We start from the raw sequence: 18,207 nt of genomic DNA on the forward strand, positions 1-18,207 counted from the left end.
TGCGGCGTTGTTATTTCATAATAGGTAATTCATTCCCACTATGGCAGGAAAGAAACCCACCAACAAATTCAATGAGACTCAGACTCCACGCGATCGCCAGATGGAAGGGCTGAAAATGCCGCCGCATTCGCTGGAAGCGGAGCAATCCGTGTTGGGCGGTTTGATGCTGGATAATGAGCGCTGGGACAACGTGTCAGAACGCGTCGTCAGCAATGACTTCTTTAGCCGTCCGCATCGTCTGATCTTTACCGAGATGCAGCGTCTGCTGGAAATGAGCAAACCGATCGACTTGATCACTCTGTCCGAATCTTTGGAACAGAAGGGTGAACTGGATTCTGTCGGAGGTTTTGCCTACCTCGCTGAACTGTCAAAAAATACGCCAAGTGCCGCGAACATCGGTGCTTATGCTGACATCGTGCGTGAACGTGCGGTAGTGCGTGAAATGATCGCCGTCGCCAACGAAATCGCCGATGCGGGTTACGATCCGCAAGGGCGCAGCAGTGAAGATCTGCTCGACCTGGCTGAATCGCGTGTATTTCAGATCGCCGAAAACCGCGCCAATAAAGACGAAGGGCCGAAAAGTATCGATCAGATCTTGGAAGCTACCGTCTCGCGTATTGAATCGCTGTATCAGACCCCGCACGACGGTGTGACCGGCGTCGATACGGGTTATCAGGATCTGAACAAAAAAACCGCAGGCTTACAAAAGTCGGATCTGATTATCGTCGCAGCGCGTCCGTCGATGGGTAAAACCACGTTCGCCATGAACCTGTGCGAAAACGCCGCGATGTTGCAGGAAAAACCGGTGCTGATTTTCAGCCTGGAGATGCCCGGCGAACAGATCATGATGCGTATGTTGGCGTCGCTATCCCGCGTTGACCAAACCCGTATCCGTACCGGTCAGCTTGACGATGAGGATTGGGCGCGCATCTCCAGCACCATGGGTATCCTGCTGGAAAAACGCAACATGTACATTGATGATTCCTCCGGTCTGACGCCAACGGAAGTGCGCTCCCGCGCTCGTCGTATCTACCGTGAACACAACGGCCTTAGCCTTATCATGATCGACTACCTGCAATTGATGCGGGTGCCTGCGTTGTCCGACAACCGTACCTTGGAAATTGCCGAGATCTCTCGCTCGCTGAAAGCGTTGGCGAAAGAGTTACAGGTTCCCGTCGTCGCGCTGTCGCAGTTGAACCGTAGTTTGGAGCAACGTGCTGATAAACGCCCGGTTAACTCCGACTTGCGTGAGTCCGGCTCCATTGAGCAGGATGCTGACTTGATCATGTTTATCTATCGTGACGAGGTTTATCACGAGAACAGCGATCTGAAAGGGATTGCCGAAATTATTTTAGGTAAGCAGCGTAACGGCCCGATCGGTAGCGTGCGCCTGACCTTTAACGGCCAGTGGTCACGCTTCGATAATTATGCGGGGCCCCAGTATGATGACGAATAAAAGCATGATGACGAATAAAAACATGACGACGAGTAAATCACTAATCTTCTAAGGAATTGAAATGAAAGCGGCAACCGCTGTAATCGACCGCCGCGCTCTGCGACACAACCTGCAACAGGTGCGCCGTTTGGCACCGCAAAGCCGCTTGATTGCGGTTGTGAAAGCAAACGCTTATGGCCATGGCCTGCTGGAAACGGCGCACACTCTGCAAGATGCTGACTGTTACGGTGTGGCACGTATTGGTGAAGCGCTGATGTTGCGCTCCGGCGGCATTGTGAAACCTATCTTGTTACTGGAAGGGTTTTTCTCTGCAGAAGATCTACCGGTGTTGGTGGTCAACAATATCGAAACCGCGGTGCATAGCGTCGAACAACTCGAAGCGTTAGAGCAAGCAGAGCTGACGCGCCCTGTGCAGGTGTGGATGAAGATTGATACCGGGATGCATCGGTTAGGTATTCGTCCTGAACAAGCAGAAGCGTTTTACCAACGCTTGAGCGCCTGTCGCAACGTGGCGCAGCCGGTCAACATCATGAGTCACTTCAGCCGCGCCGATGAGCCGGAAGTCGACTATACGCCGCAACAAATCACCTGTTTCGACCGTTTCGCCAACGATAAACCGGGGCAAAAATCCATTGCCGCTTCTGGCGGTATTTTGTTGTGGCCAGACGCCCATCGTGATTGGGTTCGTCCCGGAATCATCATGTACGGCGTATCGCCATTGGCGGAGCCTTACGCCGAGCATTTCAACCTACAACCGGCTATGACGCTGAAAACCAGCTTGATTGCCGTACGCGATCACCGCGCGGGTGAAGCCGTCGGTTACGGTGGCACTTGGGTGAGCGAGCGCAATACTCGGCTTGGCGTCGTGGCGATGGGTTATGGCGATGGTTATCCGCGCAGTGCGCCTTCGGGCACCCCGGTATGGCTGAATGGTCGCGAAGTGCCGATCGTCGGTCGAGTCTCGATGGATATGATTTCTGTCGATTTAGGACCGGATGCGACGGATAAAGTCGGTGATGAGGTGGTGCTGTGGGGCAAAGAATTACCCGTGGAACGCATCGCCGCCTGTACCGGTATTATCGCTTATGAGCTGATTACCAAGCTGACGCAGCGCGTTACGATGGAATACATCGGCGAATAGGTTATTGGGCGCGGGATCAGCCCGCGCCTAAAATGACTTACTTTTTCACTGCCAACCACTGGTCAATAATCTTCTGATACTCACCGCTGGCCTGCGACAAATGCAGCCATTGATCGACGTACAACTTCCAACTCAGATCGTCACGCGGCAGCATGTAAGCTTTCTCACCGTACTGCATCGGTTTTTTCGGGTCCACTGCGCACAGTTTCGGATAACGTTTCTGCTGATATTGTGCTTCCGAAGCGTCGGTGATCATCACATCGGCTTTCTTATCTACTAACTGTTGGAAAATCGTCAAGTTATCGTGCGATAAGGTTAACTTTGCCTTGGGGAGATAAGCGCGCGCAAAGGCTTCGTTGGTGCCGCCCGCAGGTTCGATTACTTTCACCGACGGTTTGTTGATTTGTTCGATGGTGCGATAGCGTTTCACATCGGTGCAACGTACCAGTGGGATCTTGCCATCGACGTCCAACTTATTGGCGAAGAAGACTTGTTTCTGCCGTTCTAGCGTCACCGAAATGCCGCCCATGGCGATGTCGCATTTGCCGGCGGTGAAATCTGGCATCAGCGTTTTCCAACTGGTTTTCACCCACTTCACTTGTGCTCCCAAGCTCTTGGCCAATGATTCTGCCATCGCGATATCAATGCCTTCATAACCGCCATTTTTGTTTAGCAAGGTGTACGGTGGGTAATCACCGGTGGTGCAAACCGCCAGCGTTTTCTGTTGCATCACCTTGTCCAGACTCGATTGGGCGTTGGCGCTCCCGGCGGCGACCAGCAAAGCCAATGTGAGTAACTTCTTCATCAATCATCCTTTTTATAGATTTGTGTTTTTCTGCACTAGATTGCCATCAGTTATGGCTGTTTTGCGTAGATTAGCCGTTTTTTATGCCATTAATGAACGGAAAGTTTGTGCTTGCTGCTGTGACTGCTGAAACCGAGTATCCGGTCTCGACATCAATAACTAAAAAGCTGTTAGTCTGTAGCGTCAACATTTATTAACACAGTTTACAGGTGGCTATGTACAACATTGACGATTTTGATATGAAAATCCTGACGCTGTTACAGGCCAACGGTCGTTTAACTAACCAGGAACTCAGCGAACTGGTGGGGCTGTCGGCCTCTCAGTGCTCGCGTCGGCGCATCAGTTTGGAGCAGGCGCAGTTGATTCGCGGTTATCATGCACGACTGGCACCGGAAGCGGTAGGCTTGGGAATGGTCGGTTTGATAGAGGTGAGTTTGGTCAGCCATACGCAACAGCAAATCGACAATTTTCATCAAATGCTGGGAGACGTAGATGCCATTATCGACGCCTATAAAACGACAGGTGATGCCGATTATCTGCTGAAAGTGGCGGTGGCCGATTTGCCCGCCCTGAGTGATTTCATCAGCCAGACCCTGTCATGTCACAAAAGCGTGGCACATATTAAAACTGCCGTGGTGCTTAATCGCATCAAAGAGAATGGTCTGCTGCCAACTGCACGCTAGTTTTGTGTTAGGTTAGTTATTCGCACCAAAAAACCAATCTAGGAGAATAATCCCGTGTTCCAGAACGTTGATGCCTATGCCGGTGACCCAATCTTGTCGCTGATGGAAAAATTCAAAAAAGACCCCCGTGCGAACAAGGTAAACCTGAGCATCGGCCTGTATTACAACGAACAGGGTATTATCCCGCAATTACAAGCCGTTGCTGCGGCGGAAGCGCAACTCAATAGTGCTCCGCAGAGCGCATCGGTTTATCTGCCGATGGAAGGGTTACAGCCTTACCGCAGCGCGATTCAGCAACTGCTGTTTGGTGAAAATCATCCCATGCTGCAACAGCAACGCATCGCCACCGTGCAAACCGTCGGGGGTTCTGGGGCGTTGAAAGTGGGTGCTGACTTCCTCAAGTATTACTTCCCGGATTCGCAAGTGTGGGTGAGCGACCCGACTTGGGAAAATCACGTTGCGATTTTCAGTGGTGCGGGTTTCAAGGTAAACATCTATCCGTATTTCGACGGTGAAAATCTGGGGGTTAAATTCGAGGCTATGCTGGCGGCGCTGAAGCAATTACCTGCCAAAAGCATCGCGTTGCTGCATCCGTGCTGCCACAATCCGACCGGTTCTGACCTGACCAACGCCCAATGGGACGAAGTGATCAAGGTGATCGCCGACCGTGAGCTGATCCCGTTCCTCGACATCGCCTATCAGGGTTTTGGCGACGGTATGGAGCAAGACGCTTATGCGATTCGCACTATCGCCAGCGCTGGCCTGCCTTGCTTGGTCAGTAACTCGTTCTCGAAGATTTTCTCACTGTATGGCGAACGTGTCGGCGGTCTTTCCGTGGTGTGTGAAAGTGAAGACGCCGCCGGGCGTGTGCTGGGGCAGTTGAAAGCCACTGTGCGCCGTAACTACTCCAGCCCACCGAATTTCGGTGCGCAGGTTGTCGCCAAAGTGTTGAATGACGCCCAGTTGAAGCAGCAATGGTTAGATGAAGTAGAAACCATGCGTATCCGCATTTTAGAAATGCGTCAAACCTTGGTCGAAGCGTTGAAAATCGCCGTACCACAGCGCAATTTTGATTACCTGCTGGCGCAACGTGGCATGTTTAGTTACACCGGTTTCAGTGCGGAGCAGGTTGACCGTCTGCGTGAAGAGTTCGGTGTCTATTTGATCCACAGTGGTCGCGTCTGTATGGCCGGTTTGAATCATCACAACGTGCATCAGGTGGCTGAGGCTTTTGCTGCCGTACAGTAACTGCTTTCCATTTTGATGAGGGCAGTTCACGATACTGCCCTTTTTTTCGCCCAAAGTTGTTTACAGCTGGATAAAGAATATACTGATTGAATGTCGCGAACGCGACACCGCACTGGTTTGCGGCCACTCGACAAGGGAGAACAACCCAATGAATCAATCAGCACTGTTAGATTACTGCATGAATAAACCGGGCTCAGAACAGAGCGAGCAAAAACGGCTGAAGGCTCGTCAGGTCAAGGTTTGTGATGCGGTATTTGCCATGATGTTGGAAGTGAAAGGGCGTCCGGCGTTGGCGGTAAAAAGTAGTTTGAAACAGACGGAAAACCTGCGTGAACAACACCCGGAAATCGTACCTTGTGAACACCTGAATAAAGCTCACTGGAATGCGGTATTCCTCGATGGCAACCTGCCAGACTCCCAGTTCTATTCCTTAATCGACAGTTCTTATCAGATGGTGCGGGAAGGATTACCCGAACAGGTGAAGCAGGAGCTACGCGCCTAGTCTGTTCCCTCGGCACTAATCGCGGTAAAATGCAGCAATTAATCCTTTATCATCGAATCATCATCAAACGTTTTATGTCGTTGTAAACGCTATATGAAGAAGCTGAAACCGCGTCGCCCACATGGGCGCTGGATTTATTACATCCTGCATGAAGACATTCTGTGGCCCTGCCCGGTGAAATGGGAGTGGGAGAGTGGCTATAACGCGTGGCTGCCGTTCTATTATTCACCGACGCTGGAGTTTGTTGTCGGTAATCCCGCACGGGCGACAAAAGTCAGCAGCAGGCGTTAGTTGCGGGTGCGATGTAAAGCTAAAGCACCCGCAGAACGGAGCGTTATTTTTTCAACAACGGTTTGAGGAAGCGAGCGGTGTGCGAGGCTTCGCAGTTCGCCACAGTTTCTGGTGTACCTGCTACCAGAATCTGGCCGCCGCCGCTGCCGCCTTCTGGTCCTAGATCGACAATCCAGTCCGCGGTTTTAATCACGTCCAGGTTATGCTCGATGACCACGATGGTGTTACCCTGATCGCGCAACTGGTGCAGTACCGCCAGCAGTTGTTGGATGTCGGCAAAGTGCAGGCCGGTGGTGGGCTCATCGAGGATATACAGCGTCTGACCCGTGCCGCGTTTTGACAGTTCACGCGCCAGTTTCACCCGCTGCGCTTCACCACCAGACAGCGTGGTAGCAGATTGCCCCAGACGAATATACGACAGACCAACGTCCATTAGCGTTTGCAGTTTACGCGCCAAGGCGGGCACCGCATCGAAGAAATCGCGTGCTTCTTCGATGGTCATATCCAGCACTTCGTGAATGCTTTTGCCTTTGTACTTTATCTCTAGCGTTTCGCGGTTATAGCGTTTGCCTTTGCAGTGATCGCATGGCACGTAGATGTCTGGCAGGAAGTGCATTTCTACCTTGATCACCCCGTCGCCCTGACAGGCTTCACAGCGGCCACCTTTAACGTTGAAGCTGAAACGTCCTGGGTTGTAACCACGGCTGCGTGATTCCGGCACCCCGGCGAACAGTTCGCGCACTGGGGTAAAGATGCCGGTATAGGTCGCCGGGTTGGAACGTGGAGTACGACCGATCGGGCTCTGATCGATGTCGATAACTTTGTCGAAATGCTCCAAACCGGTGACTTCACGGAACGGTGCTGGTTCGGCAATCGTCGCGCCGTTAAGCTGGCGTTGAGCGATTGGGAACAGAGTATCGTTAATCAACGTCGATTTACCGGAGCCGGACACGCCGGTAATACAGGTGAATAACCCGACCGGTAGCGTCAACGTCACGTCTTTTAAGTTGTTACCGCGTGCACCGCTCAGTTTCAGAACTTTGGTCGGATCGGCAGGGACACGTTCCTTCGGAATGGCAATTTCACGTTTGCCACTCAGGAACTGGCCGGTCAGCGATTCCGGCTGCGCCATGATGTCTTCGACTGTGCCTTCGGCCACGATCTGACCGCCATGCACACCCGCACCGGGGCCGATATCAATCACGTGATCGGCGGCGCGAATAGCATCTTCATCGTGCTCGACCACAATCACCGTGTTGCCGAGATTACGCAGGTGGATCAGCGTCTCCAGCAGGCGTTCGTTATCGCGCTGATGTAGACCAATCGATGGCTCATCCAACACGTACATCACACCGACTAGACCGGCACCGATCTGGCTTGCCAGACGGATACGCTGTGCTTCCCCACCGGACAGGGTTTCTGCCGAACGTGACAGCGAGAGGTAATTCAGGCCGACGTTAACCAAGAACTTGAGACGATCGCCGATTTCTTTCAGCACTTTTTCGGCGATCTGAGCGCGTTGCCCACTCAACTTCATATTTTGGAAGAAGGCCATGGCGTGGCCGATACTCAGCTCGGAGATCTCCGGTAACGTGGTTTCCTCGACGAACACATTACGCGCCTCTTCACGCAGACGCGTTCCGCTGCACGAAGCGCAAGGACGATTGCTAATGAACTTGGCTAGTTCTTCACGCACCGCGCTGGATTCGGTTTCTTTATAGCGGCGTTCCATGTTGTGCAGCACGCCTTCGAATGGGTGGCGGCGCACGGTAGTGTCACCGCGATCGTTAACGTATTTGAATTCGATGGATTCTTTGCCGGAACCGCTCAGCACCGCTTTCTGGGTGTTGGTATCTAGGCTATTGAATGGCGCTTCTACGTCGAATTTATAGTGCTCCGCCAATGAGCGTAGCATTTGGAAGTAATAGAAGTTACGACGATCCCAACCGCGGATAGCACCGCCAGCCAGTGACAGCTCTGGATTTTGCACCACACGTTCAGGATCGAAGAATTGTTGTACACCCAAACCATCACAGGTCGGGCACGCGCCAGCTGGGTTGTTGAACGAGAACAGGCGCGGTTCCAACTCACGCATGCTGTAACCACAGATTGGGCAGGCGAAGTTGGCGGAGAACAGCAATTCTTCCGCTTTCTCGTCGTCCATATCGGCAACCACGGCGGTGCCGCCGGACAGTTCCAGCGCGGTTTCAAATGATTCCGCCAAGCGTTGCGCCAGATCTTCACGCACTTTAAAGCGATCGACGACTACTTCAATGGTGTGTTTTTTCTGTAGTTCTAGCTTAGGGGGATCGGACAGATCGCACACTTCGCCGTCGATACGGGCACGGATGTAACCCTGTGCCGCCAGATTTTCCAGCGTCTTGGTGTGTTCGCCTTTACGATCTTTGATAACCGGAGCCAGCAACATCAGGCGTTTGCCTTCCGGCTGATTGAGCACGTTATCGACCATTTGGCTGACGGTTTGCGCCGCCAGTGGGACATGGTGATCCGGGCAGCGTGGTTCACCGACGCGAGCGAACAGCAAACGCAGATAATCGTGGATCTCGGTAATAGTGCCGACGGTGGATCGCGGATTATGCGAGGTCGATTTCTGTTCGATAGAGATAGCCGGAGACAGACCTTCGATATGGTCAACGTCTGGCTTCTCCATTAATGAAAGGAACTGGCGTGCATAGGCAGAGAGCGACTCGACATAACGGCGCTGCCCTTCGGCATACAGCGTATCGAAAGCCAATGATGATTTACCGGAACCGGATAAGCCAGTGACCACGATCAGCTTGTCGCGCGGGATAATCAGGTTGATGTTTTTAAGGTTATGGGTTCGAGCACCACGAACTTCGATATTGTCCATTTACACTTCCCGTCTTGAAGATCTCTCACCGTACTTTTGCAGGTGGTTCTGTGACCTAACGCGCAAAAAACCGGCACAGCCAGTACGAAACGCATAATTATGACACAAAAAAACCTGAATGAATATCCAGTATCTAAATGCAATCTTGTCGATCCTGACGGTAGTTTTGGAATACAATCCGCAGTTATGATCACGAGTGTTGTTTAGTGTTCCGCGTGATAGACTTACTCGTTTATACTGTAAAAAATTAACTCATCAGGAGAGTTCTCATGGCCAGCAGAGGCGTAAACAAAGTCATTCTTGTCGGGAATCTGGGCCAAGACCCTGAAGTTCGTTACATGCCAAATGGTGGCGCGGTAGCCAACATTACCTTGGCGACCTCTGAAAGCTGGCGTGATAAAGCGACTGGCGAGCAGAAAGAAAAAACAGAATGGCACCGTGTGGTGTTGTTCGGCAAGCTGGCTGAAGTGGCGGGTGAATACCTGCGTAAAGGTTCTCAGGTTTACATCGAAGGTGCTCTGCAAACCCGTAAATGGACCGATCAGGCTGGCGTAGAAAAATACACCACCGAAATCGTGGTTAACGTGGGCGGCACCATGCAAATGTTGGGTGGTCGTCAAGGCGGCGGTGCTCCAGCCGGTGGTGGTCAAGCGGCAGGTGGTCAAGGTGGTTGGGGACAACCTCAGCAACCACAAGGTGGCAACCAGTTCAGCGGTGGCCAGCAGCAAGCTCGCCCTGCTCCAGCACAGAACAGTGCACCGGCGACGAGCAATGAACCCCCAATGGATTTCGATGACGATATTCCGTTCTAAGGTTGATCTTAGAATTCTTTAGTAAAAGAAACGCGTAAAGACCCCGAACTTTCGGGGTTTTTTATTAGTGAGTTCAAGCCGAGCGATAAGAAATAATCCGGTGATTTTCTAGATGTTTTATACTTCACCATGATAAATACAAGCTATTTCTGAGGTATGCTATCTTTGATGGAATATCTTGAAAAAGAGACTGTGGCTGATATTTTTTACAGCAGGATTACGTTATCGTTTCACTTCTGTTTTGTTCGTTCTAGTTAACAAAAACGGTATCCTGATATCAGGTAGTGGGCTGAAATTGTTATAGATTTTAGTGTTTCAGTATGAAGAGAATGCCAACGCTGCGTCTCAAGATTAAATTAAGTCTGTGATAGGTTATTGGCATAGTTGTTTTTATTTAGGAGCCCATTCCTTGAATAATATTTCGCGCGTTATCCTTTGTACGATCATGCTATTTTTGTCGCTGACATCTCTTTCCTCCTCGGCGGATGAATGGTCGTTGCTGATGCGCACTTCTACTTCGGCACTCCCTCCGTTGAACACCACGCCGGAGCAGCATCGATGGCTGCAAAAAAAACAAACACTGGATGTGGGTATTTTAAATGATGATGCGCCTCCCTATGGGCTCCGCACGCTGAATCATGATTATGAGGGTTTAAGTGCCGACTATATTGGTCTGGTTGCCGCACAATTAGGGCTCAAGGTTAATCTTGTTCCATTCGAACATCGTGATGATATGTGGCACGCCTTGGATAATGGCGACATTGATTTGATCCCCAGTGTTACCGCATCGGAGGTGGAGGGACGTTATGAGATGTCTCTCTCTTATGCCAGTGAACAGCCGGTTCTGGCGGTAAAAACCAATGAATTACAGTCTCTGCCAGCTGATTTGGCGGGGACGAGTGTCGCGATGGCCGCCGGTTATATCTCATTAGCGGAAGTAAAACGTGTGTATCCCAATGCGAAAGCACGGGTATTTGATAACTATCAAGAAGCATTAAGTGCTGTTGCATTTGGCGACTCACAAGTTTTCCTCGGTAATAGTTATCCTATTGGTCGTAACTATTTCAATAACCTGCAAGTGGCGCGCTTAGCTGCATTTCCTCCTCGAGAGGTCGGTTTTGCTTTGCGCCGTTCTGACTCACCGTTGCAAACATTGGTGAATATGGCACTTAAGGCGGTACCGCGTGATAAAATCATTGAGATTCAACAAGTTTGGCATTCTGGTTTGACCGATAATACGATGCGGCCGATTACGTTTACACCGGCTGAACAGCGTTGGATTATGCTCCACCCGGTGGTTAAGGTGGTGCTGAACGGTAAAAATAGTATGGCGCCCATGGCATTTATTGACCAAGACGGGGCCATTCGTGGAATTGCCGCTGATGTTTTATCGCTGGTGGGACTAAAAACCGGCATGAAATTCAGCTTCCATTCAGTCAATACCGTCGATCAGCTCATCCAAAACGTTAACAGTCGTAATGCTGACATGATCGCATCAATGACGCCGAGTATCGAACGAAACCAGTCGATGCTATTTAGCTATCCTTATGCAAGAGCGGCGTTTGTATTATTCACTGCCAATGATAATAACAGCATCACTCAACTTTCCGATCTGAGAGGGAAAAAGCTCGCATTCTTGAAGCAGTCTGCGCCTGCCAATGATGTTGCCAAGCGCTATCCGGAAATCAATGTGGTCTTTTGTGACAGCGATGACGATTTATACGCTATGGTCGCCTCCGGTAAGGTTGATGCGGGCGTTGGTTTGCTGCTTGCCACCGATTACCAAATCAATAATCAGTATCGCAATAAGCTAAGAATTATTGATGTGGTGAGTGACAGCACGGCATATATCTCCTTTGCCGTGGGCAAAGCCGATCCTGAGTTGCGCGATATTCTCAGTAAAGTATTAATGACTATTCCGCCCGACGAGCTAGAAATATTGGCCAACCGCTGGCGACCTAACAATATGGTGGTGGTAGACAGTTTTTGGGATCGCCACCGCACGGCATTAATGATTGGCATACTTGCTGCTGCCATTATTTTACTCTTCGCGATCGGTCGTACTATTTGGTTACGTCGCCAGATGATTCAGGCGGCGATTGCTGGTCAGCAGTTGTCTACTCAAGTTCAACTGTTGGAAAGGCTGGTGGATAATATGCCTTTCCCGATCACGTTACGCGATCGGGAAGGGCGATTGACCTATTGTAATCAGCTGTCGCTGAATATTTTTAACCAGCCTTATGAGGCGGTAAAAGGCCGCACGCTAGAAGAAACTGCCCAACATCTTTCGCTTGAGATGCAGCAGTTCATCAAGAATAAGATGCAAGAGGTGATGGAGACTAACACCGCGTGGCATGAAGATCTGAGTATCGATTTATTCAACCAGTCTGGCAGCACGGAAAAGAATATGACTTCCAGCATCTGGTTATTGCCTTGGCACGATGCAGAAGGGCATGTTGTCGGCACGGTACTCGCGATGTGGGATGTCTCCGAACGTGAAGAATTAGTAAGACAACTCTCTGAAGCCTCTGAACGTGCCGAGGCGTCAAACCGCGCAAAATCGACCTTCCTTTCTACCATGAGCCATGAAATTCGGACGCCAATGAACGCCATTATCGGTATGTTGGATATGGCGATTAAGAAAGGGAAACAGGGCGAACAGGATTTGCAGGCGCTGGAAGTCGCGTATGAATCGGCTGAGGGGTTGGTTGGCTTGATCGGCGATATTCTGGACCTTTCTCGTATTGAGGGGGGGCATTTAGAGTTCAGACCGGTACGGATCAACCTTGGCACCTTGATCAATCAATTACTCGTCATCTTTAATGGATTGGCGTCCGATAAAAATATCACCCTGACGAAAAATTACCCTGGTAGTGAAATTGTCGATGTCATCGGTGATCCGTTACGCATCAAACAAGTCCTTTCTAATGTGCTCAGCAACGCGATCAAATTCACCGACCACGGTGGCGTGACGTTAAGTTTGAAACAGCATTTGGACAAGGTAAACGGTCAAGTCGGCTACATTATCGAAATCCAGGACAGTGGTGTCGGTATCAATGAACATCAGCTGGCGGCATTATTTAAACCGTTTACTCAGGCCGATAATCGCCGCGCAGGAACCGGGTTGGGGCTGTATATCAGCCGCAATCTGTGTGAATCGATGAGCGGTAGTTTAACGCTAAGCAGTGAGCAAGATGTCGGTACCTGTGCGCGTATTGAAATAGTTTTATCTATGGCGCAAGCCGTCGATGAAATTCCTGTGGAAGAGAAAACTATACTCAGCCAAGGCGAACCGTTAAACGTCTTGGTGGTTGATGACAATGTCGCCAACCGCATGTTGCTAGCCAAACAATTGGCGTGGTTGGGGCATCACTGTTATGTCGCGCAGAGCGGTATTGAAGGCTTGGATTTATTGCAACAGCACGTTTTTGATGTCGTTATTACCGATTGCAATATGCCCGGAATGAATGGTTATCAGTTTACTCAATATATTCGTGATGAAGAGGCGAAGCAGGGCAAACCCGCCGTGTGGGTACTAGGATTCACCGCGAATGCGATGCATGAAGTCATTGAGCGTTGCCTGGCCGCTGGAATGAATGGCTGTATATTCAAACCTTGTTCAATTAACAATTTGGCCGAGGCTCTTCGTCAACGCGAAAATATGACGACGCCGATGAAATAGCCGAGACGTGATAGAACGGTGTTTGTGACAGGAGTTATGGGAGCATAACAGGTACGGGTTGAGCCATTCGTTGCTAAACCTGTACCTGGATAGGGAGCAGATAAATACGTAGTGATCATGTCGACATTTCCCTGGTGTTGGAAAATAATGTCTTTGCTATGCCAGCAGTTTAGAAACCGTGGCGACGGGCGAAATCAATCACGTCACGCACATCATGTGTTTTGAATTTATCCATAATATTGCGCTTATAAGTACTAATTGTTTTATTACTGAGGTTCATTTCTTTAGCAATGATTTTATTGGTCTTACCTGCACCGATTTCACGCAACACCTGCATTTCACGTCCTGTTAAATGGCTTAATACCTTCAGCTCGTCCTTAGGTGCAGGGGCTAGGTCATTATAAACATTAAGTGGCGATCCATTTTCAAGCGGCGGGTGACGCAAGACATCAATCAACTTTTCCAGAGGTTGATCTTTGTTGATATAAGCCATCCAATTCAGTCCAGCACTACGCAGAATATGGTAAGCACTTTCTGAACTGGCAAAAATAATTATTTTAATATCAGAGTGGGTACTTTCAAGTTGACTCAAGCGTGCAAGATAAGACTCTTTCATTAAAATAGGATCAATAATGATAAAGTCTGGTCTTGTACAAACAATATAGTGGAATAGTTCATCTGGATTCGATGTGACGCTCACCACCTTAAAGTTTTGTTGTGATAGAAAATAGTCCAATCCCGCAATGACTAGCGGGTTGTTATCATAAACAACTACATTCTCCGTCATTTTGTTTGTCCTTTGTGATGTACTGCGCATAATCTCTCACAGCCACACCTGACTTAATACAGGCTGTGTCTGTGATAGTGGAAACAGTGTTACCTACTTAGCCGTTATTAACCTTCATTAGAATTCACAATGTTAAGTTCAGAAATGATTTCTGTATTAATATTATCAACAGTAATTAATAACTTTTGGGATAACGTGTTAATTTCATGCCATGCTTGCTGCTGTTCACAAGCTAGCTCCAGCAGTTCGCAGGCTGCTAATAATGCCGAGTGACGTAATAAACTCGCACAACCACGAATGCGATGAGCGACTTTACCGATGTCCGCTAAACTTTGCGTTGCCAGATAGTGTTTTAACTGGGCAACGTCCTGTCGGTTAATTTCGACCATCTCCGCTTTTAACGCATCATTAAGAGGATTCACGGTAGCTGGTGGTCGCTGTGAAGACTTAATGTCGGGGAAATAACGTTGCAATACCGTCTGTAACGCCTGTGGTGCTAGCGGTTTAATCAAGCATTCGTTCATGCCGGCCTCTAAACAACGCGTTGTGGCTTCAAACCCGGTCATGGCAGTCAGTCCGAATATCGGCATAGCGGGGAGTTCTCGCTCTTGTTCTTCTTCCCTTATCCGCGTCGCCAAGGTGAAGCCGTCCATGACTGGCATCGTGCAATCGGTAATCATCAAATCCAATTCGCCGTTTTGCTGTTGCCAACCAGTCATCGCTTGTTCACCTTCATCGGCAAGCCATACGCGATGCCCCCAGCTTTCCAGCAGTTGTTGCAATGCGCGACGCCCCGGTGGGTAGTCATCAACGATCATAATCATGAGACTGCGTGAGGCCGCCTGAGCGGGAGTCGGCATGGCATCGGATGAGGGCTGCGCGGAAAAGTGGAAACTGATGGTGGTTCCCATGTCTTCTTCGCTTTCTATTGTGACTTCGAACCCGTTACTGCTTGCCATGTGTTGGCAGGCGGCTAGCGTCAAACCCGTTTCGGACCATTTGACTGCCGTATTTTCTGTTGCGTTAGAGCCCGATACTCCTGTTTCCGTTTGAGGCGTTATAACGCCCTCGTTTGCGACCTCAATGACCAATGGAATCGGCATGTTTTCGCCTTCGCGTCGTCCTTGATACAGAGCGACAGTGACCGTATTTCCGGTGCTGTGCTTTATCGCGTTGCGTAACAGACTGGAGAAAATACGAATCACCAGTAATGAATCTGCTTCAAATCGCAGCGTTTTTAGCTCCGTTTCAATCTCGACGTGGATACCTTTTTCTTCGGCCTGCAAGCGAGACAGTGCAACGATACTTTCAATCAGTTGTGGCAGATGAATTTGGCGTAACGTGCCGCGTAACTGTTGATTATCCGCGCGGAAAATATCAAAAACATCACCTATCAGAGAGAGCAGATTGCAGGCGGACTCCCATACCAACGACAAGTTTTCACTAGGTTGCTGAGAGGTTTTCTGGGTTTGTAGCTCTATTTCCAGTAGACCGATAATTGCGTTGAGCGGTGTGCGGATCTCATGCCCCATGTTCTGCATAAATGCCGCTTTGCTGGCATGAACTTGTTCCAGTTCAGTTTTGGCTTGTTTAAGCCGGGTAATTAGCCTCTCTTGATCGCTGGTATCCAGCCAGCCGCCGATCAGCCCATCGATTTCTCCACGGCTATTACGCCATGGCATCGTCCAACCATCGAGATAATGTTGTTCGCCATCAAACCAAAATGGGCCCGACCAGCGTTTAGGTTCGCCATGCTCTAGCGCATGTTGATATTGCAATGCCAATGCCTGTTGTTCTTGCGGCGTGAGGCTGTCGAGCTTGTCAACAGTGGTACCTATCATGCTATCGCCGTCGCGTTTTACCGCTTCACTCCAAGCCTGATTGTATTGCATCAGACGGCCTTGCCGGTCGCGCACATAGAGTGCAACCGGAGCACTGTTAATCAGCGTCTTGGTAAAATTCAATTGGTCAGAAAGAGCTTCACTCGATTGTTGCCCGCGTTTGAGAGCCAGATGTAAACGGCGTATCCATACACCACTGACGGCGATGATCGCCAAGATCGAAAACGTCCAGATCAATGAACTCCAAAGGTTATTGTTTGAGGTACTTAAGTCATTATTCTTTCCATAGAGAACCCAAGGTTTCATCAGCCTGATCATTTCTTCTGGGGGAACGTCGTAAAGCGCCTTTTCGACGATTTCAAGCGGAAGTGATTGGTTATTCGCCGACGTTAATAACAGTTGTGCAGGCGACAGCGGCACGGTGATGCCGAGATGATAACGTGCGCTAGCATCCTGATTAATCAGATAATTAGCAATGATTTGCGGGGCGATAATGCCACGTACCTGGTTGTTTTTTAACTGCTGGAGTGCTTGATAGGGATCTTCAAGAGGCACCAGTTTGATGGCGGGATACCAAGTATTCAGCCAAGGAATCAGCGGGTTGTCCGGTTTGATAGCCAGCCGTTCACCTTTGAGTTGATCAAAATTGTTAGGGCGTTGAACTGACTTATTCATGATAACGACGTTAGGTGAGGTGATTAAAGACGCGCCGGGCACGTCATCCTCTGCTAACGAGTTCGAGTCACGATTACTCAGTGTCCATTGGTTCGCCATCAAGGCATCTGGATACGCGCTCTGTAGTTCCTCTAGTGGCGTAGAAGTACTCACCGTATGCAGGGTAAAGTTCAAACCATAGCGTTGCGTTAACACATTGAGGATGTCAGGTACCAGACCAACGGGTTCGTTATTCTGATTGGTAAAACTGACTGGTGGACGATTGGTGTCCAAAATCACTCTGATTTGCTGATGACTACGCAACCAGGCTTCTTCTTTCAACGTTAAACCCAGCGGGTTTTGGGTTAATACGGCTTTGCGATCTAAGCCCCAGCCGGTAGCAATACGCAAGCGGCTGACTAAGGGGATCTGTTGCAATACCCCATTTAATGCGCTCTGAAGTTCTGGTAATTGTTTATCGACCCCAAAACTTAAATTCAGATTCTGTAATGAGATGCTTGGGCTCCATTTCAGATTATCAATTTGGTAATAACTGGTGAGGTAATCGGCGGTGGCGCGATTCAGCCATAAGGCATTCAGTTGCCCAAGCGAAACGGCGTTAATCGCCATTTCAAATTCAGGGAAATAACGCAGAATACTACCCGGATAATCGCTACGGAGTGGTTTGGGGCTGATGTCATCGGGCACGACGCCGAGAGTCAGGTTTTTCAGCGTGACGGGCGTGTATTCTTCTTCTACTCGGGTGAGTAGGACGGATTGATCCAGTAACCAGGGAATCGTTGCTATGGCGGCCTGACTTGGCCAACGGTCTGGGTTCCACATGGCAATCATTTGAATTTCATGACGACTGAGTGCGCTGAGCGCTTGGCTGCTGTCATTGTAATAGTGCAACTGGAATTTGACCTGCATACTGGTTTCTAGCACGGTCAAGTAATCGGCGGCGATCCCTTGATAATGACCGCCAGACATGCCTTCACCAATTGGTGGATGTGGCGGCCCCCAAACACCCACGCTAATTACAGGATTATTTTTCAACCAGTCATGAACATCGTCACTAAAGGCAACGTAAGGGGCATTCACCTGAATACGGGGCTGTAGTGTCAAATTTGTAGCATGTGAATTACCCATAATAAAAAGGGTGGTAATCAGTACAGCTATGTTGAAAGTCAAAGCACGCATGTGATGCTGTTTTCCTGGTAACGAACCGGAGGTGGAAAAGGCCAATGGGCAAACTTCGACCTATATATCCTAATTATTATCACCCGGGTTGAAAATAAAAACCCCAAGCAACGTCTGGGTTAACGCATCACTTTAAGTTTGTATCAACGGATGATTTTATTCAGAGTTATGCCAGAATAAGCGTATTAGATATCTGTGCATGTTGCTAACCGAACTGGAGTAACCAAGACCCA

At 49.6% G+C, this 18,207-nt stretch carries 12 protein-coding genes; 8 read left to right on the top strand and 4 right to left on the bottom strand.

Annotated elements, in window-relative coordinates:
• The first annotated feature begins 40 nt into the window (after positions 1–40).
• Positions 41–1,456 (top strand): replicative DNA helicase, encoded by a 1,416-nt coding sequence (gene dnaB, locus AC3ISQ_RS02010; protein WP_489350315.1) that lies wholly within the window; start codon positions 41–43, stop codon positions 1,454–1,456.
• A gap of 61 nt (positions 1,457–1,517) precedes the next feature.
• A complete protein-coding gene (alr, locus tag AC3ISQ_RS02015) occupies positions 1,518–2,597 on the top strand; it encodes an alanine racemase (protein WP_489350316.1) in 1,080 nt (359 codons plus the stop codon).
• A 37-nt stretch (positions 2,598–2,634) separates the two neighbouring features.
• On the opposite strand, the gene AC3ISQ_RS02020 is transcribed toward alr, so the two are convergent.
• On the bottom strand, positions 2,635–3,402 hold the full coding sequence (locus AC3ISQ_RS02020; RefSeq protein WP_489350317.1) for a transporter substrate-binding domain-containing protein: 768 nt from the start codon (positions 3,400–3,402) through the stop codon (positions 2,635–2,637).
• A gap of 215 nt (positions 3,403–3,617) precedes the next feature.
• Here AC3ISQ_RS02020 and AC3ISQ_RS02025 point away from each other — a divergent pair, with 215 nt between their 5' ends.
• From AC3ISQ_RS02025 to AC3ISQ_RS02040, 4 genes are all read left to right on the top strand, one after another.
• A complete protein-coding gene (locus AC3ISQ_RS02025; protein ID WP_489350318.1) occupies positions 3,618–4,085 on the top strand; it encodes an Lrp/AsnC family transcriptional regulator in 468 nt (155 codons plus the stop codon).
• A 54-nt stretch (positions 4,086–4,139) separates the two neighbouring features.
• Complete coding sequence (locus AC3ISQ_RS02030) at positions 4,140–5,333, top strand: amino acid aminotransferase (protein WP_489350319.1); 1,194 nt, start codon at positions 4,140–4,142, stop codon at positions 5,331–5,333.
• Positions 5,334–5,481: 148 nt separating this feature from the next.
• Positions 5,482–5,835, top strand: a complete 354-nt coding sequence (locus AC3ISQ_RS02035) for an MmcQ/YjbR family DNA-binding protein (RefSeq protein ID WP_489350320.1) — start codon at positions 5,482–5,484, stop codon at positions 5,833–5,835.
• Positions 5,836–5,928: 93 nt separating this feature from the next.
• A complete protein-coding gene (locus tag AC3ISQ_RS02040) occupies positions 5,929–6,126 on the top strand; it encodes a hypothetical protein (protein WP_489350321.1) in 198 nt (65 codons plus the stop codon).
• Positions 6,127–6,169: 43 nt separating this feature from the next.
• On the opposite strand, the gene uvrA is transcribed toward AC3ISQ_RS02040, so the two are convergent.
• A complete protein-coding gene (gene uvrA, locus AC3ISQ_RS02045; protein WP_489350322.1) occupies positions 6,170–8,998 on the bottom strand; it encodes an excinuclease ABC subunit UvrA in 2,829 nt (942 codons plus the stop codon).
• 269 nt (positions 8,999–9,267) lie between these two features.
• Here uvrA and ssb1 point away from each other — a divergent pair, with 269 nt between their 5' ends.
• Both ssb1 and AC3ISQ_RS02055 read left to right on the top strand, forming a co-directional pair.
• Complete coding sequence (gene ssb1 / locus AC3ISQ_RS02050; RefSeq protein WP_489350323.1) at positions 9,268–9,810, top strand: single-stranded DNA-binding protein SSB1; 543 nt, start codon at positions 9,268–9,270, stop codon at positions 9,808–9,810.
• A gap of 409 nt (positions 9,811–10,219) precedes the next feature.
• Entirely contained in the window at positions 10,220–13,492 is a 3,273-nt protein-coding gene (locus AC3ISQ_RS02055) for a transporter substrate-binding domain-containing protein (protein WP_489350324.1), read from the top strand.
• 169 nt (positions 13,493–13,661) lie between these two features.
• Here the strand turns inward: AC3ISQ_RS02055 and AC3ISQ_RS02060 are convergent, their stop codons facing one another.
• Both AC3ISQ_RS02060 and AC3ISQ_RS02065 read right to left on the bottom strand, forming a co-directional pair.
• Entirely contained in the window at positions 13,662–14,279 is a 618-nt protein-coding gene (locus AC3ISQ_RS02060) for a LuxR C-terminal-related transcriptional regulator (RefSeq protein ID WP_489350325.1), read from the bottom strand.
• A gap of 107 nt (positions 14,280–14,386) precedes the next feature.
• Positions 14,387–17,899 (bottom strand): response regulator, encoded by a 3,513-nt coding sequence (locus AC3ISQ_RS02065; protein WP_489350326.1) that lies wholly within the window; start codon positions 17,897–17,899, stop codon positions 14,387–14,389.
• Between the last annotated feature and the right edge of the window lie 308 nt (positions 17,900–18,207).

The organism is Serratia sp. KH_031, from assembly GCF_057839655.1.

Coding starts and splice junctions, on each gene's coding strand:
- dnaB (WP_489350315.1), top strand. CDS start 41: ATGGCAGGAAAGAAACCCACCAACAAATTCAATGAGACTCAGACTCCA.
- alr (WP_489350316.1), top strand. CDS start 1,518: ATGAAAGCGGCAACCGCTGTAATCGACCGCCGCGCTCTGCGACACAAC.
- AC3ISQ_RS02020 (WP_489350317.1), bottom strand. CDS start 3,402: ATGAAGAAGTTACTCACATTGGCTTTGCTGGTCGCCGCCGGGAGCGCC.
- AC3ISQ_RS02025 (WP_489350318.1), top strand. CDS start 3,618: ATGTACAACATTGACGATTTTGATATGAAAATCCTGACGCTGTTACAG.
- AC3ISQ_RS02035 (WP_489350320.1), top strand. CDS start 5,482: ATGAATCAATCAGCACTGTTAGATTACTGCATGAATAAACCGGGCTCA.
- AC3ISQ_RS02040 (WP_489350321.1), top strand. CDS start 5,929: ATGAAGAAGCTGAAACCGCGTCGCCCACATGGGCGCTGGATTTATTAC.
- uvrA (WP_489350322.1), bottom strand. CDS start 8,998: ATGGACAATATCGAAGTTCGTGGTGCTCGAACCCATAACCTTAAAAAC.
- ssb1 (WP_489350323.1), top strand. CDS start 9,268: ATGGCCAGCAGAGGCGTAAACAAAGTCATTCTTGTCGGGAATCTGGGC.
- AC3ISQ_RS02060 (WP_489350325.1), bottom strand. CDS start 14,279: ATGACGGAGAATGTAGTTGTTTATGATAACAACCCGCTAGTCATTGCG.